This is a genomic window from Brachyspira murdochii DSM 12563 (assembly GCF_000092845.1).
GTDB classification, from domain to species: domain Bacteria; phylum Spirochaetota; class Brachyspiria; order Brachyspirales; family Brachyspiraceae; genus Brachyspira; species Brachyspira murdochii.
This window is the reverse complement of sequence record NC_014150.1, coordinates 1,298,714-1,316,765: the sequence shown is the minus strand read 5'-3', so window position 1 is coordinate 1,316,765 and position 18,052 is coordinate 1,298,714. Positions and strand designations below refer to the sequence as shown.

Below are 18,052 nucleotides of genomic sequence, written 5' to 3'. Positions count from 1 at the left end.
ATGGGTGATATAGATAATACTAGAGATAGATTAAAGTTAGATGAACTTAATAAAGATGCAAGAAAAGATTTGTTTAATAAATTTGTTGATGCAGGCGGTGAAGTTGTATCTGATAAAAAGCGTACATCTTCAGTAATTGTTGGAAGCTCATCAAAGAAAAATGCTAATACTTTAGTAGGCGGTAATTCTAAAGGTGCTGGTAATTATAATAGCGGAGGAAAATCTTCTGATTCTAAAGGTTCAGGCAGTTCTTCTTCTTCTGAAAAGCAAAAAGGAAACGGATTTTTTTTCGGATTAAAATTATGGTTTGATGCTGTAAGTGCAGGCGTTATAACTTTTATGGGCGGTAATGTTAATCCGAAATTTTTGAACTTTATAGATAAAAACATTATAGCGGCATTTTTGGAGATGGATACGCTTATCTTTAATGCACTAAATCCTACAGAAGCCTCTAATATAGATGCTAAAGCCAAACATCAGAAAATAATATCTCAGTTTGCTAAAGACCTTGATGATTTGGAGCTTTTAGAGAGAATAAAAGATCAATACAATGAAAAAACATACAAAGATTTTTTAAGACCCTATAAAGAACTTAATACCAATGTAATGGCTGAAAGCTATGTTAAAGAAATAAAAGCAATGTTCAGACCTTTATATGTACTTCATACTTATTCTTCTAGAATTAAGGTAGCAGGCGAGAAAGCTATGCTTGCTTATGCTATTGTTGATAATATAAGTAAGGGAATAGTTAATTCAAGAATATCAGCTTTTAAAAGGGCAGTGGATTTGGTATATACAAAGTATTATCCTAAATTATTTACTCTTTTACAGTATGCTTCCAAAGAAAAACTTGAAACTATTAATGATTTTAATAAATATCTTAATATTACAGATGAGGATATTTTAGGATATTATACAAAATTGAGAAAAGATAAAGAAAAAATTCAGGAAACAAAAATAGAACAGGCAAAAGAGAATATAGGTAAGAAAAAGGATACAGAAGAGGAAAAACTTGGAAAAGTAGAATCTATAGGGGTAAAACTTATAAATAAATGCGTATCCTACAAAAAATCGGATAACGGTATAGAGTACGAAGCCGACCCCTTCTTTTTTGTGTCTACGAAAGATAAAATATACAGAATAAAAGTTTTAATTGATTTTTTAGACAGAGAATATTCAGCTGTATTTGTTTCAAATAAAGTAAGATATAATTTAGTTTATGATAATCAGGTAAGAACAGATTATAAAAATGATTTTAACAATATATTTTTGTCATTATCAGATACTCATTCAAGATTAAATGAATACAGTGAGCTTTGTAATACTATAATGAAAGTAGAAGCTGATAAAACTATGCGTTTTGAACAGAGAGTTTCTATGCTTTCTGATAAAAACGGACAGCGTTCTTATTTGGCAAAGAATTTGAGAAATACTTTTGTTTCTATAATAACTCCTTTTAAAAGAAAATTAGACAAATTATTGTTAGATAAAGAAGAGAGAGAGAGAATAATAGAAAATCCAAACGATATATTAACTTTTTCATCAGAAGTAGGAAAGGGTAAAAAGAGAATACAGGGCTATAATGTAATGAAAGCTTTAACTGAAGCTTATTACTTTATATCAGGATTTAATTATTTAATCACTCAGGGTGAATTGTCCGGAGCTGGAATATTAGTAGAAGGTGATGATGATGATGATGCTATGATGTCTGAAACAGCAGATACAAATGTTAATGAAACTTCTTCAAATAATACAGAAGAAAATAATATTTCTGATAATACTGAAACTCCTGATAATCAAAATAGTTCAGAAGCCGAAGAAAATGAAGAAAATGAAGAAAATTCTTCAAGTTCTGAAATAGAAATTAACTCTGACGGATTTAATGAATCTACTAAAGATGAAGATTTATTTTCAGCACCTTCTAATAATGATAATTCTGTTGATACTGTTAACACTGAAGAAGATAATAAATTAGATAAAGAGGTGTAAGTTTTGGCTTATAAATCACATAGAACTATAATGCTTGAGTATATTCCATTAAGAATATTAATGGAAATAATGGCTATTATGCCATATATTGTTATTATATTATTTGCGAAATTAGTTGGTACTTTGATGTATTATTTTGCTCCAAGTGCTAGGCGTATAGCTTTAATTAATTTGAAGCAGGCTTTTCCAAATAAAAGTTTTCATGAACGAAAAAAGATAGCCAAGCGTTCTATGAAGTCTATGATTATGACTTTTGCCGAGTTTATAAAATCTTCAAGAATGTCTAATGAAGAAATATTAAAAAGGATAAAAATAGAAGGGCAGGATATCTTTGATGAGGCAATGCATAAAAAAGACAGAGGTATTATAGCTATTACAGGACATATAGGAAACTGGGAGTATATAGCTTTTTATTTTGCTATTAAAGGCTATCACCCTAGCGTTATAGTAAGACCTTTAGATAATCCTAAATTAGATGTGTATATGAAGTCTTGGAGAGAAAAAAGAGGCATGAAATGTATATCAAGGTGGGGAGATTTAAGGGAAATATTCTATGCTTTAAATGACAATAGTCCTGTTGCATTTCTATCAGACCAAAATTATTTAGACGGTATATTTGTTGATTTTTTTGGCTGTCCATGTGCTACAGCTACAGGTCCTATTGCTATAGCTATGAAAACTGGAAGTCCTATTGCTATCGTATACAGTGTTCCAGACAGATATGGGCATCATAAAATAGTGGTGTCTGAGATAATGTATATAGAAGAGAAAGAAACAAAAGAAGAAACAATTAGGCATAATACTCAAAGATATACAAAAAAACTTGAAGAGATAATTGCTAAATATCCGGAGAATTGGCTTTGGGTGCATCCTAGATGGAATACCAGACCTAAGGGAGAGCCTGAGGTATTTTATAAACATAATAATTATAAATAATTTTTTACTTTGCTTTTTTTTTGTAGGTTTATATTATATACTAAAACTGTTATGATTGTCAGAACAATATTTTTATTATAATTACATATAAACATTCTTATTTTTAGTTAATGAGGTAATATCTTCATATAATATTCGATTTTATTTTTTTATATAATGTCTTATAATGTTCATGGCAAGTTAATAACTTTAGTTTATGAAAATCAATTTTAATCGGAGGTTATGCATATATGGAGCAAAAAAAACGTTCATTTATGTTCTTTTTAAATCTTGGGCTTACATTCACTTTGGTAGGTATAATTATTTCTTTCTTTATATTTTCATATGAGAAAAACTATAAAAAAGATGAGTTTTTAGTTCATGCACAGTCAGCACCTGAAAAGACTGCTTTTACTGGGTCATTAGACGGTGCTTTAGAGGTTGAAGGAGCTATAAGAGAGGTTGTTGATAAGAACATGCCGGCTGTAGTTAATATATCTACAGAAATTGAAGCAGGTCAAACTCAAGAAGACAGATATGCTGATGAGTTTTTTAGATTTTTCTTTGGAGACCAAGTTCCTAGACAAAGAAGAAGTCAAAAATCATTAGGAAGCGGTTTTATTATTAATGAAGATGGTTACGTACTTTCAAATTACCATGTCGTTAAAGGTGCTACAAAAATAATGATAACTCTTTACGGAGAAGACGGAGAATTGCCTGCTCAGTTAATAGGATATGATGAGGCTTATGATTTGGCTTTATTAAAAATAGAAGGTAATGACAGAGTTTTCCCTTATGTTGCTTTGGGAGACAGCGATGCTATAGAGCCGGGTGAGTTTGCCATTGCTATAGGAAACCCTTACGGACTTAATAATACTGTTACTTTCGGTATTGTTAGTGCTAAAGGAAGAAGCGATGTCGGAGCTAATAAATATCAAAGATATATACAAACAGACGTTGCTATAAACCCTGGTAATTCCGGAGGTCCTTTATTTAATATTCATGGTCAGGTAATAGGTATAAACACATTAATATATTCTACTTCAGGCGGAAGCATTGGTATAGGTTTTGCCACTCCTATTAATTTAGCTACTTCTGTTATGACAGATTTAAAAGAAAATGGAAGAGTTACAAGAGGATATTTAGGTATATACTTACAGGATATTGATGAGAACTTATCAAGAGGTCTTAATGTTAAACAAAACAGCGGAGTTTATGTAAGCGAAGTTATACCAGACTCTCCTGCTTCTAAAGGCGGTTTGCAGGACGGTGATATTATCATAGAGTTTGACGGCGAGAGAATGACTAGGTCTGGAGATTTATTTAATAAAGTAGCTACTACAAAAGTAGGTAAAGAAGTTACAGTTAAATATTTAAGAAACGGAAGAGAAAGAAGTACTAAAATAGTTATAGAAGCAAGAGTTGAAGATGAGAATGTTGTTCCTAGCAGACAGTCTCAAAATAACTCTCAGGGAAGTACTCGTTCTTGGATGGGATTAGATGTTTCAAATATTACACCTGAAATATCTCAAAGACTTCAGATAAGAAGCAATGAAAGAGGCGTTGTAGTTCTTAATATGACTCAGAACTCTAAAGCATATCAGGCTGGACTTAGACCGGGAGACGTTATTAAAGCTATTAATGGTATCACTATTTCAAGTACAGATGATTATGATAAATTTGTTGCATCTTATGGAAATGATAAGTCATTTACAATCACTATAAAACGTGCAAGAATGACTTATGTTATAATAATAGAATAGTGCTTAAATATTAATAGAATATAAAGGAGCTTTGCAATAATATTTTGTGAAGCTCTTTTTAATTATAATCTAATAAATTATGTTAACTATTTTTTGGCTTTTTACTTGCATTCATAACTAATTTAATATATTATTAATAAACTATTAATTTGGTTAATAAAGTTTTATATATAAAGAATAATCTTCTTAAAAACAGGAGCTGAAGATGACACATTTAGAATTGAGAGAAAAATTCAAAGAGTTTTTTAAAAGCAAAAAACATGTAATAGAAAAATCATCATCACTTATACCAATAGATGATCCTACACTTCTTTTCACAACAGCGGGTATGCTTCAGTTCAAACCATATTATGCAGGAATAAAAAAAGCACCTTATTCAAGGGTAGCTACTATACAAAAATGCTTTAGACTTTCAGATTTGGAAAATATAGGAAAGACGGCAAGACATCATACTTTTTTTGAGATGTTTGGTAATTTCTGCTTTATGGGAGATTATTTTAAGAAAGAGGCTATTGAATTTGCTTGGGAGTTTTCTACTCAGGTAATAAAACTTCCTATTGAAAGAATATACGTTTCTATTTATGAGAAAGATGATGATGCTTTTAAGATTTGGAATGAGCATATAGGAATACCAAAAGAAAAGATAGTAAGACTAGGAAAAAAGGATAATTTCTGGGGACCTGCTGGAGATTCTGGGGCTTGCGGACCTTGCAGTGAGCTTTATATTGATATGGGAGAAGAGAAAGGCTGCGGTAAGCCGGACTGTTTTGTGGGCTGCGACTGTGAGAGATATTTGGAGTTTTGGAATTTAGTATTTAATGAGTTTTTTCAGGATACTGACGGCAATTTATCACCGCTTCAGAATGTGGGTATAGATACTGGAATGGGGCTTGAAAGACTTTGCTATATTATGCAGGGTGTTGAGAGTAATTATCAAACTGATGTTATGAAGCCTATAGTTGATGCTATTATAAAAAAACTTAATGTTAAATATGAAGATAAAAATAAAACAAAAATAAATTTAATAGCAGATCATTTAAGAGCATTGGTATTTGTTTTGGCAGAAGGATGCGTACCTTCAAATGAGGGAAGAGGATATGTTTTAAGAAGACTTTTAAGAAGAGCTTTGAAAACTTCAAGCGATTTGGGACATAAAGGGGCTTTCTTAAATGAGCTTACTGGTGCTGTTATAGATGTTTATAAAGATATATATGATTATCTTCCTAAAGAAGAAGAGAATATAAAAAGAATTTTAAAAGATGAAGAGAATAAGTTTTTAAATACAATATCTGCTGGTATGAATAAACTTTACAGTGTAATGGAAGATAATAAAGATAGTAAAGTGATAAAAGGTTCTGATGCATTTATGCTTTTTGATACTTACGGACTTCCTTTTGATATAACAGAAGAAGAAGCTAATGATCATGGCTTTACAGTTGACAGAGCTGGATTTGAAGAGGCTATGGAAGAGCAGAAAAAAAGAAGCAGAGGAACTGGAGAAGATAAAAAGTCAAAATTCGGATATGTAGCAAACTTTGACACTAAATATGTGGGTGAAGATTTAAACAATTTGACAAACGGTGTAAAAGCAAAAGTAATATCAGTATACAATGATAATACAGTTATTGTAACAGATGTTTCTCCTTTTTATGGAGAGATGGGCGGACAGGTTGGAGATAACGGATATATAGAGACTTCAGATAAGCAAACTATCAAAGTAACAGATACTCAGAAAAAAGAAAATACTATTATACATATACTTGAAAATAATAATCATTCATTTAAAGAAGGCGAAGAGATAACATTATTTGTTAATGCTGATAGAAGAATGGCTATAAGAAAAAATCATACGGCTACGCATATACTTCAAAGGGTATTAGAGCTTACACTTGGCAATCATGTAAATCAGGCTGGAAGCTATGTATGCGAAGACTATTTGAGATTTGACTTTACTCACCCAGATTCTATATCCGAAGAAACTTTGCTTAATATAGAAAATAAGGTTAATGAAGTAGTTTTCAAATCGATGCCGGCTGTAATTAAATACATGTCTAAAGAAGAGGCTATATCATCTGGAGCTAAGGCATTGTTTGGTGAGAAATACCCTGATACTGTTAGAATACTTGATATAGGAGACGGATTTTCAGTAGAGCTTTGCGGAGGAAGTCATTTGACAAATACATCGGAAGTTGGTTATTTCCATATAGTAAGTGAAGGTTCTGCTGCAAGCGGAGTAAGACGTATAGAGGCTATTACAGGTTTAAAAGCTGCTAATGAGGCTACAAAACTCTTTAGTAAAGTAAAAAACTTGGCACATATACTTAATGCTTCAAAAATAGAAGAAATTACTATAAGAGCTGAAAATCTTCAAAATGAAGTGAAAAAACTGCAGAAAGATATTAAGCAGTTAAAGACTTCTGGAGCTTCAGTTACTTCATTTATGGATAATTATGAAGATTTAGGCGGTATTAGATTCTATAATTTAGAGTTTAATGAAGATATAAAAGAAGTAAGGCTTTATGCTGATACTATAAAAGAGAGAGTAAAAGACAGTATTGCTGTTATGATAAGTAAAACTGACTCTTCAAACTCTATACTTGTTCAGCTTACAGGAAGTGCTGTAAAAGAAAAGAAATTATCTGCAAATAATATTATAAAAGATATTATTAAAACTGCAGGCGGAAGAGGCGGCGGAAAAGATACCTTCGCACAAGGCTCTATAGAAAATATAGATAAGGCAAAAGAAGAAATTAATAAATTAAAGAGTACATGGTTATAACTTTTAATATGAAGAAAATTACAATACTTTTTATATATGCTTTTTTTATTATTTTTATAATATCTTGTTCTGAGAAAGATGTTACTTTAAGAAGGCTTGAAGATGTTCATAAAGCCGAAAAAAAATTAGCAAAAGACCCGAATGATGAAGAGGTTATATTAGAAGTATTAAATGCGGCTCAAAATGGCGGCAGGGAAGTACGTGCTGAGGCTGTTTGGCTTTTAGGAAAGATAGAAGCGGATATTGCATACAGTGATTTTTTGCGTGCTAGTGTTGAAGACCCTGATTTTAATGTGAGGTGTTTGGCTGTTTTGGGGCTTGGAAGGCTTGAGGCAAATAATCCGGAAGCTATTGATAGGGTAAAAAGAGCTATTTCTGATACTGATTTGCAGGTACAGATAGAGGGATTAAAAGTTGCTGGAAGAATGAATGCTAAAGAGCTTTTAAACCCTATACTTGAAAGTTTATCAAGTAAAAATAAATGGGTGAGAATGGCTGCTGTTGAGGCTTTGAAAGACTATGATGACGGCAGAGTTGACAGATCTTTGAATTTGCTTGCTTCAAGCGACAGTGATTTTGCTGTAAGATCTATTATTAAACAGGTTATAGAATATAGAGAAAACAAAAATACAGAAAATATAGAGGCTGTAGAAATAATAGAGGAAGAATAGGGGCATTATTGATGATTAAAAGAAGTATTAAACTGTTTGTATTGATAATAATATCTTTATTTATTACTATATCATGTGCTTCAAAATATTCTTATGTAAGAGTTGATGATATTATAGAAAAAAAGAGAACCATTGCAATAGCTTCTTTTACTTTTCCGAAAAGCATGACTAATCAGTACTTGGATAAATTAAAATATTTAAACACAGAAATATATACAGATTTTGTATTAAATAGTTTTATAAGTAATTTTAATTCTCAAAACGAAATGGTTAAACTTATAACCTTGCAGGAAGCTATAGGAAATGAAGAGTTTGCCAAATTACCTAATCATTCTATATTAGGAGCTGATTATGTGGCTGCAACTGGTACTCTTGCTACAAATAGATTAAGTGAAGAAACATTATCCTTACTTTCTGGTAAAGCTGATGGGGTAATGTATGCAAACTCTGCTATGTCTTTTTGGTCGCAGAAGGTTAGTATAGATTTTGAGATTTATGATATTACAGGTGATTATTTGTGGATAGACACTTTGAATGGGGTTTCATATCATATTATAGGTGATACTGGGGCTCCTACTAGGCAGACTGCTTATGAAATAGTAATTGCTGATGTTATGAAATATCAGAAGCTTCATGCAGAAGAGCTTTATGTTGTTATTGATCAAGCTATATCAAATGGTGTTAATGGATTAAAGGGAAAAGCTCCTTATGCATTTAATACTAATGATATAATATTTACACAGAAAACTTTTAGTTTAACCAATGAAGACTATGCAAAAAAGGCAGGTATATATTAATGGCACAAAGACAAAAAATAGAATTAAATTTCAGCGATGTAGATGATTTTCATTTTAAAAAGTCATTAAAAGGATATATTACAAAAATAGCAGATGATCATTATGTTATTAATAATGATGATTTAGCTATAAGAGCTACTGGGAAAACACCTAAAGAGGCCGCAGAAATGCTTAAAGAGCAGTTTATAGTGCTTGCAAATGATTTGATGTATAAATCGAAATATGCTCCTTTAAGCGAAAGAGAAAGAAAGAAGGTTAATATTATAAACTCTGTATGCGATTTAATATAGTGTTTTTTATATAAAAATAAAATTTACCGTAAATAAATAGTATTCTCTAAAAAAGCTGATAATAAATTTTCAAAAATATAGCAATTACAAATTATAATTGTTTATTGTTAAACTCACCTGATATTATAAGTAATTCTTAAAAAATTATTTTTAATGCTTACTATAAATGGGGCGGGCGGGCGGGGTAATTATATTGTAAAAAACTATATATTCTATTTTTATTTAGCATGCTTACTAGCTGTTAGCTTTTCTTTTTTATAAAAAAAATTATAAATTCTTGGCTTATTTTGCTCAAAAAATTTGTTTAACTAATATTTATATATTTTATTTACTTATCATAATTTTGGAGTATAATATAAATGCGTAGTATAAATAGAATGAACGATTATTTTGTACGCTATCTTTTAGGCTCTTTGGGTAATGAGGATATACTTGAGAACATAGTAAATGCTGTGCTTGAAGATTTGGGCTTTGAAACAGTGCACAACCTGCAGATAATTAACCCTCACAACTTACCAGAAAATATTAATCTAAAAGAATCCGTACTTGATGTAAAAGCAGTTACCAAAGACAGCAGAAAAGTTATTATAGAGATACAATTATCCGGTAATATAGACTTTTTGAAGAGAATATACTATTATATATCTAAGAATATAGTAAGCGAAGTAGAAGAAAAAGAGCCTTATGATATAATAAGCGAGGTAATAAGTATTAACTTTGTAGACTTTTATATGGATTTTAATGATGATGGTAAGCCTCACAGATGTTTTAAGCTGATAGATACAGAAAATCCTGATATTGTTTTGGATATGGTGCAGATGCATATAGTGGAAGTTCCAAGGTTTAAGAAAGTATTATATAATAGTAACACAGAAGATATTAAGAGAAAGAAAATATTATCTTGGATAGAGTTTTTTACGGCTAAAGATTTTGATAAAGTTAAAGATAAATTAAAGGAGGTAAATAATATCATGCCTAAAGTAATAAATAAATATGAACGTTTTATATCCAGTGAAGATGAGATGGAAGTTTACAATGCTAGAGATGCTTTTTTATACGGACAGACTTTAATGTTAAGAAGAGAGCGTGAAGAGGGTTTAGAAGAAGGAAGGAGAGAAGGTATACAGGAAGGTATAGAGAGAGGTTTAGAAGAAGGAAGGAGAGAAGGTATGCAGGAGGGTATAAGAAAAGAGCAGATTAATATAGCGAGAAGTTTAAAGAAAGCTGGTATAGATATAAAGATAATCAGTGAGAATACAGGGCTTAGTGTAGAAGAGGTATTGAAATTATAATTTTGTTTATATATTTTAGTTAGTTTTTATATAAGTATGCTGTTAACTATATTTCAAAAGGAAATTTTTAAAAAATTTATTTTTTCTAAAAGTAAAATTATATATATAATAATATTATCTGTTCGATATTTGTGTTATTAGTTCTTACTTGGTATGCCAAAAGGCATTCTTAATTTTACTATAGTTCCAGCCCCTTCAGAGCTGTCTATAGTAATAGTTCCCTGCATAGTATCAAGCAGATCTTTTACAACTGATAATCCTATTCCCATTCCTCCGTATTCTCTTTCAAATCTTGAATCAGCCTGATAAAAAGGTATAAATATCTTTTTTAATTTACTAGGCTTAATTCCTTTTCCGGTATCTTTAACAGTTATTTCTATTTCATTAGGTATTATATTTTTCATAGTGTGATAATTAAATAAGTCTGGAGAAAAATCAAGTTCTTTTTTTTCTATTGTGTCTAATGTTCTTATATTTATAGATATAGTACCAGATTTTGTAAATTTAAAAGCATTTGATATAATTCCTTCCATAATAAGCCTAAATCTTTCATGGTATCCTATTAATATACGGCAGTTTTTTTCTATATTTATTTCTATTTTTATATCTTTAGGATAAATAAATTTGTATCCGTCTATTATGATATTAAGCTCTTCTTCTGCATCAAACTCAGATACATATTTAGAAGCCTCATCATCTTTTAACGCTATTTGTATAAGATTATTATTAGTATCATAAAGTTTTTTAATGCTTCTTGAAACTATATTAAAAAACTCCTCTCTTTTTTCTTCAGGCATATTATTTTTTTTAAGTAAATTAATATATCCCATAATTTCAGTAAAAGGGTGTCTTAACTCATGCGAAACAGTAGCTTTAAACTCCCTTATGAGTCTGTTGTAGTGTTCTGCACTTTTTTTAAGCGAGCTAATTTCATTTAAAAGAGTATGAAGCCTTTTCTGAAGTATCAAATTATGATTTTTTTGATGTTCATACATAATTGAAAAATAAAGCCTGTGAAGACCTATTTCAGTACCAGCATTTTTTATAACTCCTTCCTTGCACCATCTCATAGCTTTATCAAAAGGTACAAAAAAAGTCTCTATACTCTCTTCCATAACAGATCCGTCAGTCTTTATTTCTTTTTTAGGAGTAATTCCAGTAATATCACAAGTAGCAATATTTATTCTTTCAGTAATAATACCAGATGAGCTGTAATATCTATGTCCTAATACATTTATAGTTTTTAGAGGTACAGAATATCCTGTTTCTTCTTCAAGCTCTCTTTGAGCACATTTTTTTATACCCTGATTGGTATTTTTATCATTCATTTCATCTTCTTCAAGCATTCCTGCTGGAAACTCTAAGAAGTTCATTATATGTTCATCAATATCCTCAGTTTTTTTACCAGTCATGACTTTTTCTCTGTAATAAACAACGGGTCTGAAAGTATTTATCATAAGTACATGTATCTGATTATCTATATATAAGTAAGGTACTATAATAACTGCATCTCTTCCTTTTCTGTTTATTATATCACAGTTATATTCTTTAGAAAAAGATCCGTCATCATATTCATTTATAGCAATAAATCTCTCTAAATTAACGAATCCTGTATCTAATTGTATAGGAGGAGATTTTTTAAAGAATTTTGTATCTTTAACTTTTTTAACTTTTTTTTTATTGTTATTATTGTTCATAAGCAGAAACTCTTTTTTCTTAAAATAGTTTTTTATTGTTCTTTTTGAATAAATTTTATTAGAGTGATGGAGTTGCCCTTTTTATTGAATTTTACTTCGTCAAAATATGATTTGATCATCATCATACCTCTTCCGCTTTCACGAGCGAAACCGTCATTATTGATTTTTTTCGCTTCCTGTTTAGGTTTAAATCCAAGCCCCTGATCTTTTACATTAATAGTAATATTTTCATTTTCAATTTTTAATATAATTTCAACATGAGTATTTTTTGCTTTATCTGTTTTAAGGAGTTCTTTTAACTTTTTATTGTAAATATTTTTTTTAAGCCATTCTTTTTTTGTTTCATAAAGTACATTTAAATTTCCATGTTCTATAGCATTCATAATTACTTCATACAGAGCTGAAGCGAACAGATCCAATTCATTATTTCCTATATACTTTTTTACTTCTAAGCATATTTCTTCTATTAGCGGAGTAATATCTTCTAGGTTATTTTTTAGAATGTACTTTTTCATGGTAATATTATATCACCATAACAATATTATATCAAATTTTAATTGTTTGGTAATATTATGATTTTGTTATTTTTTTGATTATATATTATGTACTTGACAAAATGTTTTTTCTATAGTAGAATACTTCAGTACATTTGTATAATTTTTTTGATAAAAATCTAATTAAGAAATATAATCTTTTTTAAGGAGAAAATAAATGAAACGAACTTATCAGCCAAGTAAACTGCGTCGTGCTAGAAAATTTGGCTTTTTTAAACGTATGGCAACAAAACATGGACGCGATGTGTTGAAACGCAGAAGAAGAAAAGGCAGATACCGCTTAACTGCAGCAGATGAATAATGCTGTTAAGCAATTATTAAAAACAGTACTTATGGAAACTGTGATAGGGAATATATAGTTGAAATTATATAGTAAAGAGCGGTTAAAACATAGAAATGATATATCATCATTCTTTAATAGGAATAATATTGTCAAAAGAATAAGTAATTTTAGGTATACTCTTCTTGTCTTAAAAAATAACCGTTTGTATTGCAGGTTTGCTGTAGCTATCAAGAAAAATAAAACTAATTCTGTCGGCAGAAATAGGGTAAAAAGAATAGTAAGAGAAATATTTAGAAGCCAAAAAGACAAGATCCCTGCCGGATATGATTATTTTATTATTGTTAATAAATTTGATAGTTATTATTCCCCTTCTTTTAGCGATTGTAAAAGAGATTTGATAAAGTTATTTCAGAAGGTTTTATAAAATTATGAAACACATTCTTTTACTTTTAATTTTTTTCTATCAAAAGGCTGTCTCCCCTTATCTTAGACCTTCATGCAGATATATACCTTCATGCTCGGAATATGCTAAACAGGCAGTTATTAAATATGGGGCTGTAAAGGGCAGTTTCCTTGCGATTGCCAGAGTACTGAGATGTAATCCTCTAGCAAAAAAAATATATGATCCTGTACCATAAATATTTTTTGCAAAGACCATCTTCCTTTTTTAATTGCTTAAATAAATCTTGTTTGTTGTATATAATTGATTTAAGGAGCTTTGATATTTTATGAGCAATAATAAAAGAATGGTTATAGCATTCGCACTTACAGCTATAATATTATTCATATATATGTTCTATCAGTCTAAAGTAATGAAGCCTGTTTATAGTTCAAATACAAGTACTAATTCAGCAGCAGCTTCAAATAATAATATAGAAAATAATAATAATACTGCTAATTATTTATTAGATACCGCTCAAATGCAAAATTTTGCAGTAATAGAAGATACTAATACATTATCTTTAAATAATGAAAAAATATTAGAAAATGAATATGTTATAGCCGCTTTCAAAAACGGCTCTTTATTTTCTTATAAATTAAAAAATTATTATCCTCAGGATTTGGGAAAAGATGCTACTAATGAAATTATTGATATGGTAGAACAGGTTTATGAAGGAATTTACCCTTTTACTGTAACTTTTCAGAATCTTTCCAATTCTATTGCGATGCCTGAAAATTTAAACTATCAGTTAATTTCAAATGATAATAATGATTTGGTAAGCTACAGTGCATTGGCTCTTATAGATAATGTTCCGGTAAGAATTACAAAGACTTTCAGTTTCGGAGAAGACCCTTATCAGTTAAAAAACTCTGTAACTATAGAAAATATCGGAGAAAAAGATTTGTCTCTATTTTATTCTTATTTTTTAGGTACTGGAATAGGACCTTACAGAACAGATAAAAATTCTGTGAGAGAAGATGCTACAAAAGCACAGTACTTAATAAAAGGAAATGGTAAATCAAAAATATTATTAACAGGCGATATAGTAAAAGACAATATATTTTCAAGATTATTCGGTTCTTCTTCAAGGGGAATAAAAACTAATCAGATGAGATATAGTGTATATGAGGGTTTGGATAAATGGGCAGCTTTAAATAACAGATATTTTGCTATAATTTCTTCATCAGCACAGCCGGATAATACAGTTTTTGAAACTATGACATTCTCTAAACCTTCAACTAATGAATATAGAAACGATTTTCATTTAGCAAATTTGGTTTCTAAACACAGTATTAAAAGCGGTTCTTCTATAACTGATACATATTCAGTATTTATGGGACCTAAAGTGAGAAGATTATTTTCTAAATATTATGCAGAAGAATCTTACGAATCAATATTTCAGGAATCTTTCTTGGGTATTAATTTAAGACCTTTAACTTATATATTAGATATTATGCTTAACGGTTTGTATAATATAACCAAAAATTATGCTTGGGCTATACTTTTATTTACATTATTATTTAAGATAATTACTTTCCCATTGAATAATGCTTCTTATAAGTCTATGAAAAAGATGCAGTTAGTAAATCCTAAAATAGAGCGTATAAGAGAGCAGTATAAAGATAATCCGGATAAATTAAATGCCGAAATAATGGCGATATACAAAAAAGAGAAGATTAATCCTTTAGGAGGCTGTCTTCCTATGCTTCTTCCATTTCCTCTTTTGATAGCATTTTTCTATCTCATGCAGTCTATGGTAGAGCTTAGAAATACGCCTTTTTTATGGATAACAGACCTCTCATCTCCAGACAGATTATTTGTGTTTCCGGCAGGTATGCCTATATTAGGAGGATTTAACTTTAATTTATTCCCTATATTAATGGCAGTTACAAGTTATTTAAGCATGAAACTGCAGCCTTCTTCTTCAGCCGGAGGTTCTTCATCGGCCGCCGCACAAATGAAGATGATGACTACTATTTTCCCGCTTATTATGCTTCTTATGTTTTATAATTTTGCAAGCGGACTTGCTTTGTATTGGACAGCACAAAACGTATTCGGGGTAGCTCAGCAGTTTATAACATCAAAATTAGATAAATCATCAAATGATATTATAGAAGAAGAGGAAACAAAAATAACTACAAAAAAGAAAAAAAGGAAAAAGAAGTAATAATTATTTATCAAATTAGGAGTAATAACAAAATATTACTTATCATATAGAAAGGAGGAGATACTATGTTAGTAAAAGAGTTTAGTGGTAAATCAGAAAAGGAAGCCGTTAGCAAGGCACTAGAAGAGCTTAATCTTACAGAAGATCAGGTTAGAATAGAGGTAATAGATAAAGGCAAACGTCCTTTATTAGGTTTTGGAGAAGAATCTCCGACTATTATACGTGTTTATTATGAAGAAATTTCTACTAATTTAGGCGAGTTTCAATCTATAGTATCTAATATATTAAAATATATGGGCGTTGAAGCTGAAGTTACTGCTAAAGAAGAAAGTGAAAAAAGAATTTATATTAACATTTCAACAGAAGATTCAGGAGTTTTAATAGGTAAAAAAGGGGCTACATTAGAGGCTTTGCAGTTTGTTATTTCATTAATAGCTTCCAAAAAATTTAATGATGATACTGAAAGACATATTATATTAGATGTTGACGGATATAGAGAAAGAAGAGAAGAAACATTAAAACATATAGCTCGTCAGGCTGCTCAGCAGGCTAAAAAAACAAGAAGAGTAGTTGCTTTGGATCCTATGTCGCCTTATGAAAGAAGAATTATACATTTAGAGCTTCAAAATGATAATGATGTTGAAACAAAAAGTGACGGAGAGCCGCCATATAGAAGTGTGAAAGTTTATTCAAAGAGAAAAGGCGGATATAACAATAATAAAAGATATAATTATAATAAATCTTATTATAGAAACAGATAATAAAAAATTTATTATAATTTTAAGGGAGGCTTTATCAGCTTCCCTTTTTTATTACATAACCATTATATCTATTTAAAAAATTATATAATATTTATACTGTAATTTCAGCTTTTTATAAAGTGTAATTATTTTATGCATGAAAATATTAAAAATTATATTTATAGGATTAATATATAAATATTTTTCTTGCAGCTATATATAGTTATATAAAAAGCATTTCTTTTTTATTTCGGTATTAATTAGTGGTTCATAATGTTTTTGCTTAATGAATAGAAATAAATAAAATTTTAAAATATATTTTTATAAACTTAAAAATTTTATGTATTATAAAAAATAAACTATATTGTATATGCTTGATTAACAAAGAAAAATAATTATAATACTATAAAATATAATTTATTATTTAAGGGTATTTATATGCAAAGTTTTATATACAACAATCCTACCAAAGTAATATTTGGAAGAGATACAGAAAATACAGTAGGACTAGAAATAAAAAATTTGGGAGGCAAAAAAGTATTAGTAGTTTACGGAACAAATAGCGTAAAAGAAAGCGGACTTCTTAACAAAATAGAAAACATATTAAAAAACGAAAATATAGAATATGAACTATTCGGTAATGTAAGAGCTAATCCTACACTTTCTCATGCAAGAGAAGGAGTAAAGAAGGCAATAGATTTTGATGCCGATTTTATACTAGCAGTAGGAGGCGGAAGCGTTATAGATACAGCCAAAGCAATAGCACATGGGGCATCTAATCCAGAAACTGATATATGGGATTTTTGGACTAGAGTAAAAAATGTAGAAAAAAGCATACCCATAGGCTGTATACTTACAATATCTGCAGCAGGAAGCGAGACAAGCAATTCGGCAGTTCTTACAAATGAAGAGACACTCGATAAAAGAGGACTTCCTACAGAGTTTAATCGCCCTAAATTTGCAATAATGAATCCTTGTCTTACATTTACTCTGCCTTATTATCAGGTAGCATGCGGTATATCTGACATGCTTATGCATACGTTCGACAGATATTTCGGAGACAGCGAAGGTTCAGTAAATGGAGATAATAATCAGACAACAGATGCTATAGCAGAAGCAGTTTTGAGAACAATATTTAAAAACGGATTAATAGCTATGAAAGACAAAACTAATTATGACGCTATGAGTGAGCTTATGTGGTGCGGAAGTTTATCGCATAATACTTTAACTGGTCTTGGACTTAGTTTTGATTTTATAGTTCATAAATTCGGTCATGAATTGAGTGCTAAATTTGATGCAGCACATGGGGCAAGTCTTTCTACTATGTGGGGTTCTTGGGCTAAATACTGTCTTAAAGATAAAAGACAAAGGTTTATTCAGTATTCAAAAAATGTTTGGAATATTAATGATGATGATACTGGAATTAAAGGCATAGAAAAAACAATAGAATATTTTAAACAAATAAACATGCCTACCAATTTTACAGAATTAGGAATTGGAGTACAAAGCGAAGATGTTCTTAACGATTTAACAAGAAGATGTATAAAAGATGGAAAATTAGAGTTTAAACATTTTAGAGCTTTAAATAGAGATGATGTTTACAATATTTTTAAGATGGCAAATGTTTAACTAAACATAAAAAATAAACAATATAAAAATTAAAAGAATTTATA

General features: G+C 29.8%; 16 protein-coding genes. 14 read left to right on the top strand and 2 right to left on the bottom strand.

Annotated elements, in window-relative coordinates; all coding sequences use genetic code 11:
• The 8 genes from BMUR_RS05665 to BMUR_RS05630 all read left to right on the top strand — a co-directional run bounded on the left by BMUR_RS05665 (nucleotide 1) and on the right by BMUR_RS05630 (nucleotide 10,496).
• A complete protein-coding gene (locus BMUR_RS05665) occupies nucleotides 1-1,989 on the top strand; it encodes a hypothetical protein (RefSeq protein ID WP_013113639.1) in 1,989 nt (662 codons plus the stop codon).
• 3 nt (nucleotides 1,990-1,992) lie between these two features.
• Entirely contained in the window at nucleotides 1,993-2,925 is a 933-nt protein-coding gene (locus BMUR_RS05660; RefSeq protein ID WP_013113638.1) for a lysophospholipid acyltransferase family protein, read from the top strand.
• A gap of 230 nt (nucleotides 2,926-3,155) precedes the next feature.
• Nucleotides 3,156-4,667: a Do family serine endopeptidase gene (locus tag BMUR_RS05655; protein ID WP_013113637.1), complete on the top strand. Its 1,512-nt coding sequence runs from the start codon at nucleotides 3,156-3,158 to the stop codon at nucleotides 4,665-4,667.
• A 205-nt stretch (nucleotides 4,668-4,872) separates the two neighbouring features.
• The gene (gene alaS / locus BMUR_RS05650) at nucleotides 4,873-7,446 is read left to right on the top strand and encodes an alanine--tRNA ligase (RefSeq protein WP_013113636.1); all 2,574 of its coding nucleotides are present in this window, start codon (nucleotides 4,873-4,875) and stop codon (nucleotides 7,444-7,446) included.
• Between the two features lie 8 nt (nucleotides 7,447-7,454).
• A complete protein-coding gene (locus tag BMUR_RS05645) occupies nucleotides 7,455-8,117 on the top strand; it encodes a HEAT repeat domain-containing protein (protein WP_041750070.1) in 663 nt (220 codons plus the stop codon).
• Nucleotides 8,118-8,128: 11 nt separating this feature from the next.
• A complete protein-coding gene (locus BMUR_RS05640) occupies nucleotides 8,129-8,914 on the top strand; it encodes a hypothetical protein (RefSeq protein ID WP_013113634.1) in 786 nt (261 codons plus the stop codon).
• The gene (locus tag BMUR_RS05635; RefSeq protein WP_013113633.1) at nucleotides 8,914-9,204 is read left to right on the top strand and encodes a hypothetical protein; all 291 of its coding nucleotides are present in this window, start codon (nucleotides 8,914-8,916) and stop codon (nucleotides 9,202-9,204) included. Before BMUR_RS05640 ends, BMUR_RS05635 begins: the two co-directional genes overlap by 1 nt.
• A 359-nt stretch (nucleotides 9,205-9,563) precedes the next feature.
• A complete protein-coding gene (locus BMUR_RS05630) occupies nucleotides 9,564-10,496 on the top strand; it encodes an Rpn family recombination-promoting nuclease/putative transposase (protein ID WP_013113632.1) in 933 nt (310 codons plus the stop codon).
• Between the two features lie 137 nt (nucleotides 10,497-10,633).
• Here the strand turns inward: BMUR_RS05630 and BMUR_RS05625 are convergent, their stop codons facing one another.
• Complete coding sequence (locus tag BMUR_RS05625; protein ID WP_013113631.1) at nucleotides 10,634-12,193, bottom strand: ATP-binding protein; 1,560 nt, start codon at nucleotides 12,191-12,193, stop codon at nucleotides 10,634-10,636.
• Between the two features lie 32 nt (nucleotides 12,194-12,225).
• Complete coding sequence (locus BMUR_RS05620) at nucleotides 12,226-12,708, bottom strand: ATP-binding protein (RefSeq protein WP_013113630.1); 483 nt, start codon at nucleotides 12,706-12,708, stop codon at nucleotides 12,226-12,228.
• A 196-nt stretch (nucleotides 12,709-12,904) separates the two neighbouring features.
• On the opposite strand from BMUR_RS05620, the gene rpmH reads away from it, so the two are divergent.
• The 6 genes from rpmH (at nucleotide 12,905) to BMUR_RS05595 (ending at nucleotide 18,008) form a co-directional block, all read left to right on the top strand.
• Nucleotides 12,905-13,048, top strand: a complete 144-nt coding sequence (gene rpmH / locus BMUR_RS05615) for a 50S ribosomal protein L34 (protein WP_008723263.1) — start codon at nucleotides 12,905-12,907, stop codon at nucleotides 13,046-13,048.
• Between the two features lie 58 nt (nucleotides 13,049-13,106).
• On the top strand, nucleotides 13,107-13,454 hold the full coding sequence (gene rnpA / locus BMUR_RS05610; RefSeq protein ID WP_041749984.1) for a ribonuclease P protein component: 348 nt from the start codon (nucleotides 13,107-13,109) through the stop codon (nucleotides 13,452-13,454).
• Between the two features lie 4 nt (nucleotides 13,455-13,458).
• The gene (gene yidD / locus BMUR_RS14435) at nucleotides 13,459-13,668 is read left to right on the top strand and encodes a membrane protein insertion efficiency factor YidD (RefSeq protein WP_013113629.1); all 210 of its coding nucleotides are present in this window, start codon (nucleotides 13,459-13,461) and stop codon (nucleotides 13,666-13,668) included.
• 90 nt (nucleotides 13,669-13,758) lie between these two features.
• On the top strand, nucleotides 13,759-15,639 hold the full coding sequence (locus BMUR_RS05605) for a YidC/Oxa1 family insertase periplasmic-domain containing protein (RefSeq protein WP_013113628.1): 1,881 nt from the start codon (nucleotides 13,759-13,761) through the stop codon (nucleotides 15,637-15,639).
• A gap of 65 nt (nucleotides 15,640-15,704) precedes the next feature.
• The gene (gene jag / locus BMUR_RS05600) at nucleotides 15,705-16,400 is read left to right on the top strand and encodes an RNA-binding cell elongation regulator Jag/EloR (protein WP_013113627.1); all 696 of its coding nucleotides are present in this window, start codon (nucleotides 15,705-15,707) and stop codon (nucleotides 16,398-16,400) included.
• A 417-nt stretch (nucleotides 16,401-16,817) separates the two neighbouring features.
• Nucleotides 16,818-18,008: an iron-containing alcohol dehydrogenase gene (locus BMUR_RS05595; protein ID WP_013113626.1), complete on the top strand. Its 1,191-nt coding sequence runs from the start codon at nucleotides 16,818-16,820 to the stop codon at nucleotides 18,006-18,008.
• Nucleotides 18,009-18,052 lie beyond the last annotated feature (44 nt).

Coding starts and splice junctions, on each gene's coding strand:
- BMUR_RS05635 (WP_013113633.1), top strand. CDS start 8,914: ATGGCACAAAGACAAAAAATAGAATTAAATTTCAGCGATGTAGATGAT.
- alaS (WP_013113636.1), top strand. CDS start 4,873: ATGACACATTTAGAATTGAGAGAAAAATTCAAAGAGTTTTTTAAAAGC.
- rpmH (WP_008723263.1), top strand. CDS start 12,905: ATGAAACGAACTTATCAGCCAAGTAAACTGCGTCGTGCTAGAAAATTT.
- BMUR_RS05665 (WP_013113639.1), top strand. CDS start 1: ATGGGTGATATAGATAATACTAGAGATAGATTAAAGTTAGATGAACTT.
- yidD (WP_013113629.1), top strand. CDS start 13,459: ATGAAACACATTCTTTTACTTTTAATTTTTTTCTATCAAAAGGCTGTC.
- jag (WP_013113627.1), top strand. CDS start 15,705: ATGTTAGTAAAAGAGTTTAGTGGTAAATCAGAAAAGGAAGCCGTTAGC.
- BMUR_RS05625 (WP_013113631.1), bottom strand. CDS start 12,193: ATGAACAATAATAACAATAAAAAAAAAGTTAAAAAAGTTAAAGATACA.
- BMUR_RS05605 (WP_013113628.1), top strand. CDS start 13,759: ATGAGCAATAATAAAAGAATGGTTATAGCATTCGCACTTACAGCTATA.
- BMUR_RS05595 (WP_013113626.1), top strand. CDS start 16,818: ATGCAAAGTTTTATATACAACAATCCTACCAAAGTAATATTTGGAAGA.
- BMUR_RS05645 (WP_041750070.1), top strand. CDS start 7,455: ATGAAGAAAATTACAATACTTTTTATATATGCTTTTTTTATTATTTTT.
- BMUR_RS05620 (WP_013113630.1), bottom strand. CDS start 12,708: ATGAAAAAGTACATTCTAAAAAATAACCTAGAAGATATTACTCCGCTA.
- BMUR_RS05655 (WP_013113637.1), top strand. CDS start 3,156: ATGGAGCAAAAAAAACGTTCATTTATGTTCTTTTTAAATCTTGGGCTT.
- BMUR_RS05640 (WP_013113634.1), top strand. CDS start 8,129: ATGATTAAAAGAAGTATTAAACTGTTTGTATTGATAATAATATCTTTA.
- BMUR_RS05630 (WP_013113632.1), top strand. CDS start 9,564: ATGCGTAGTATAAATAGAATGAACGATTATTTTGTACGCTATCTTTTA.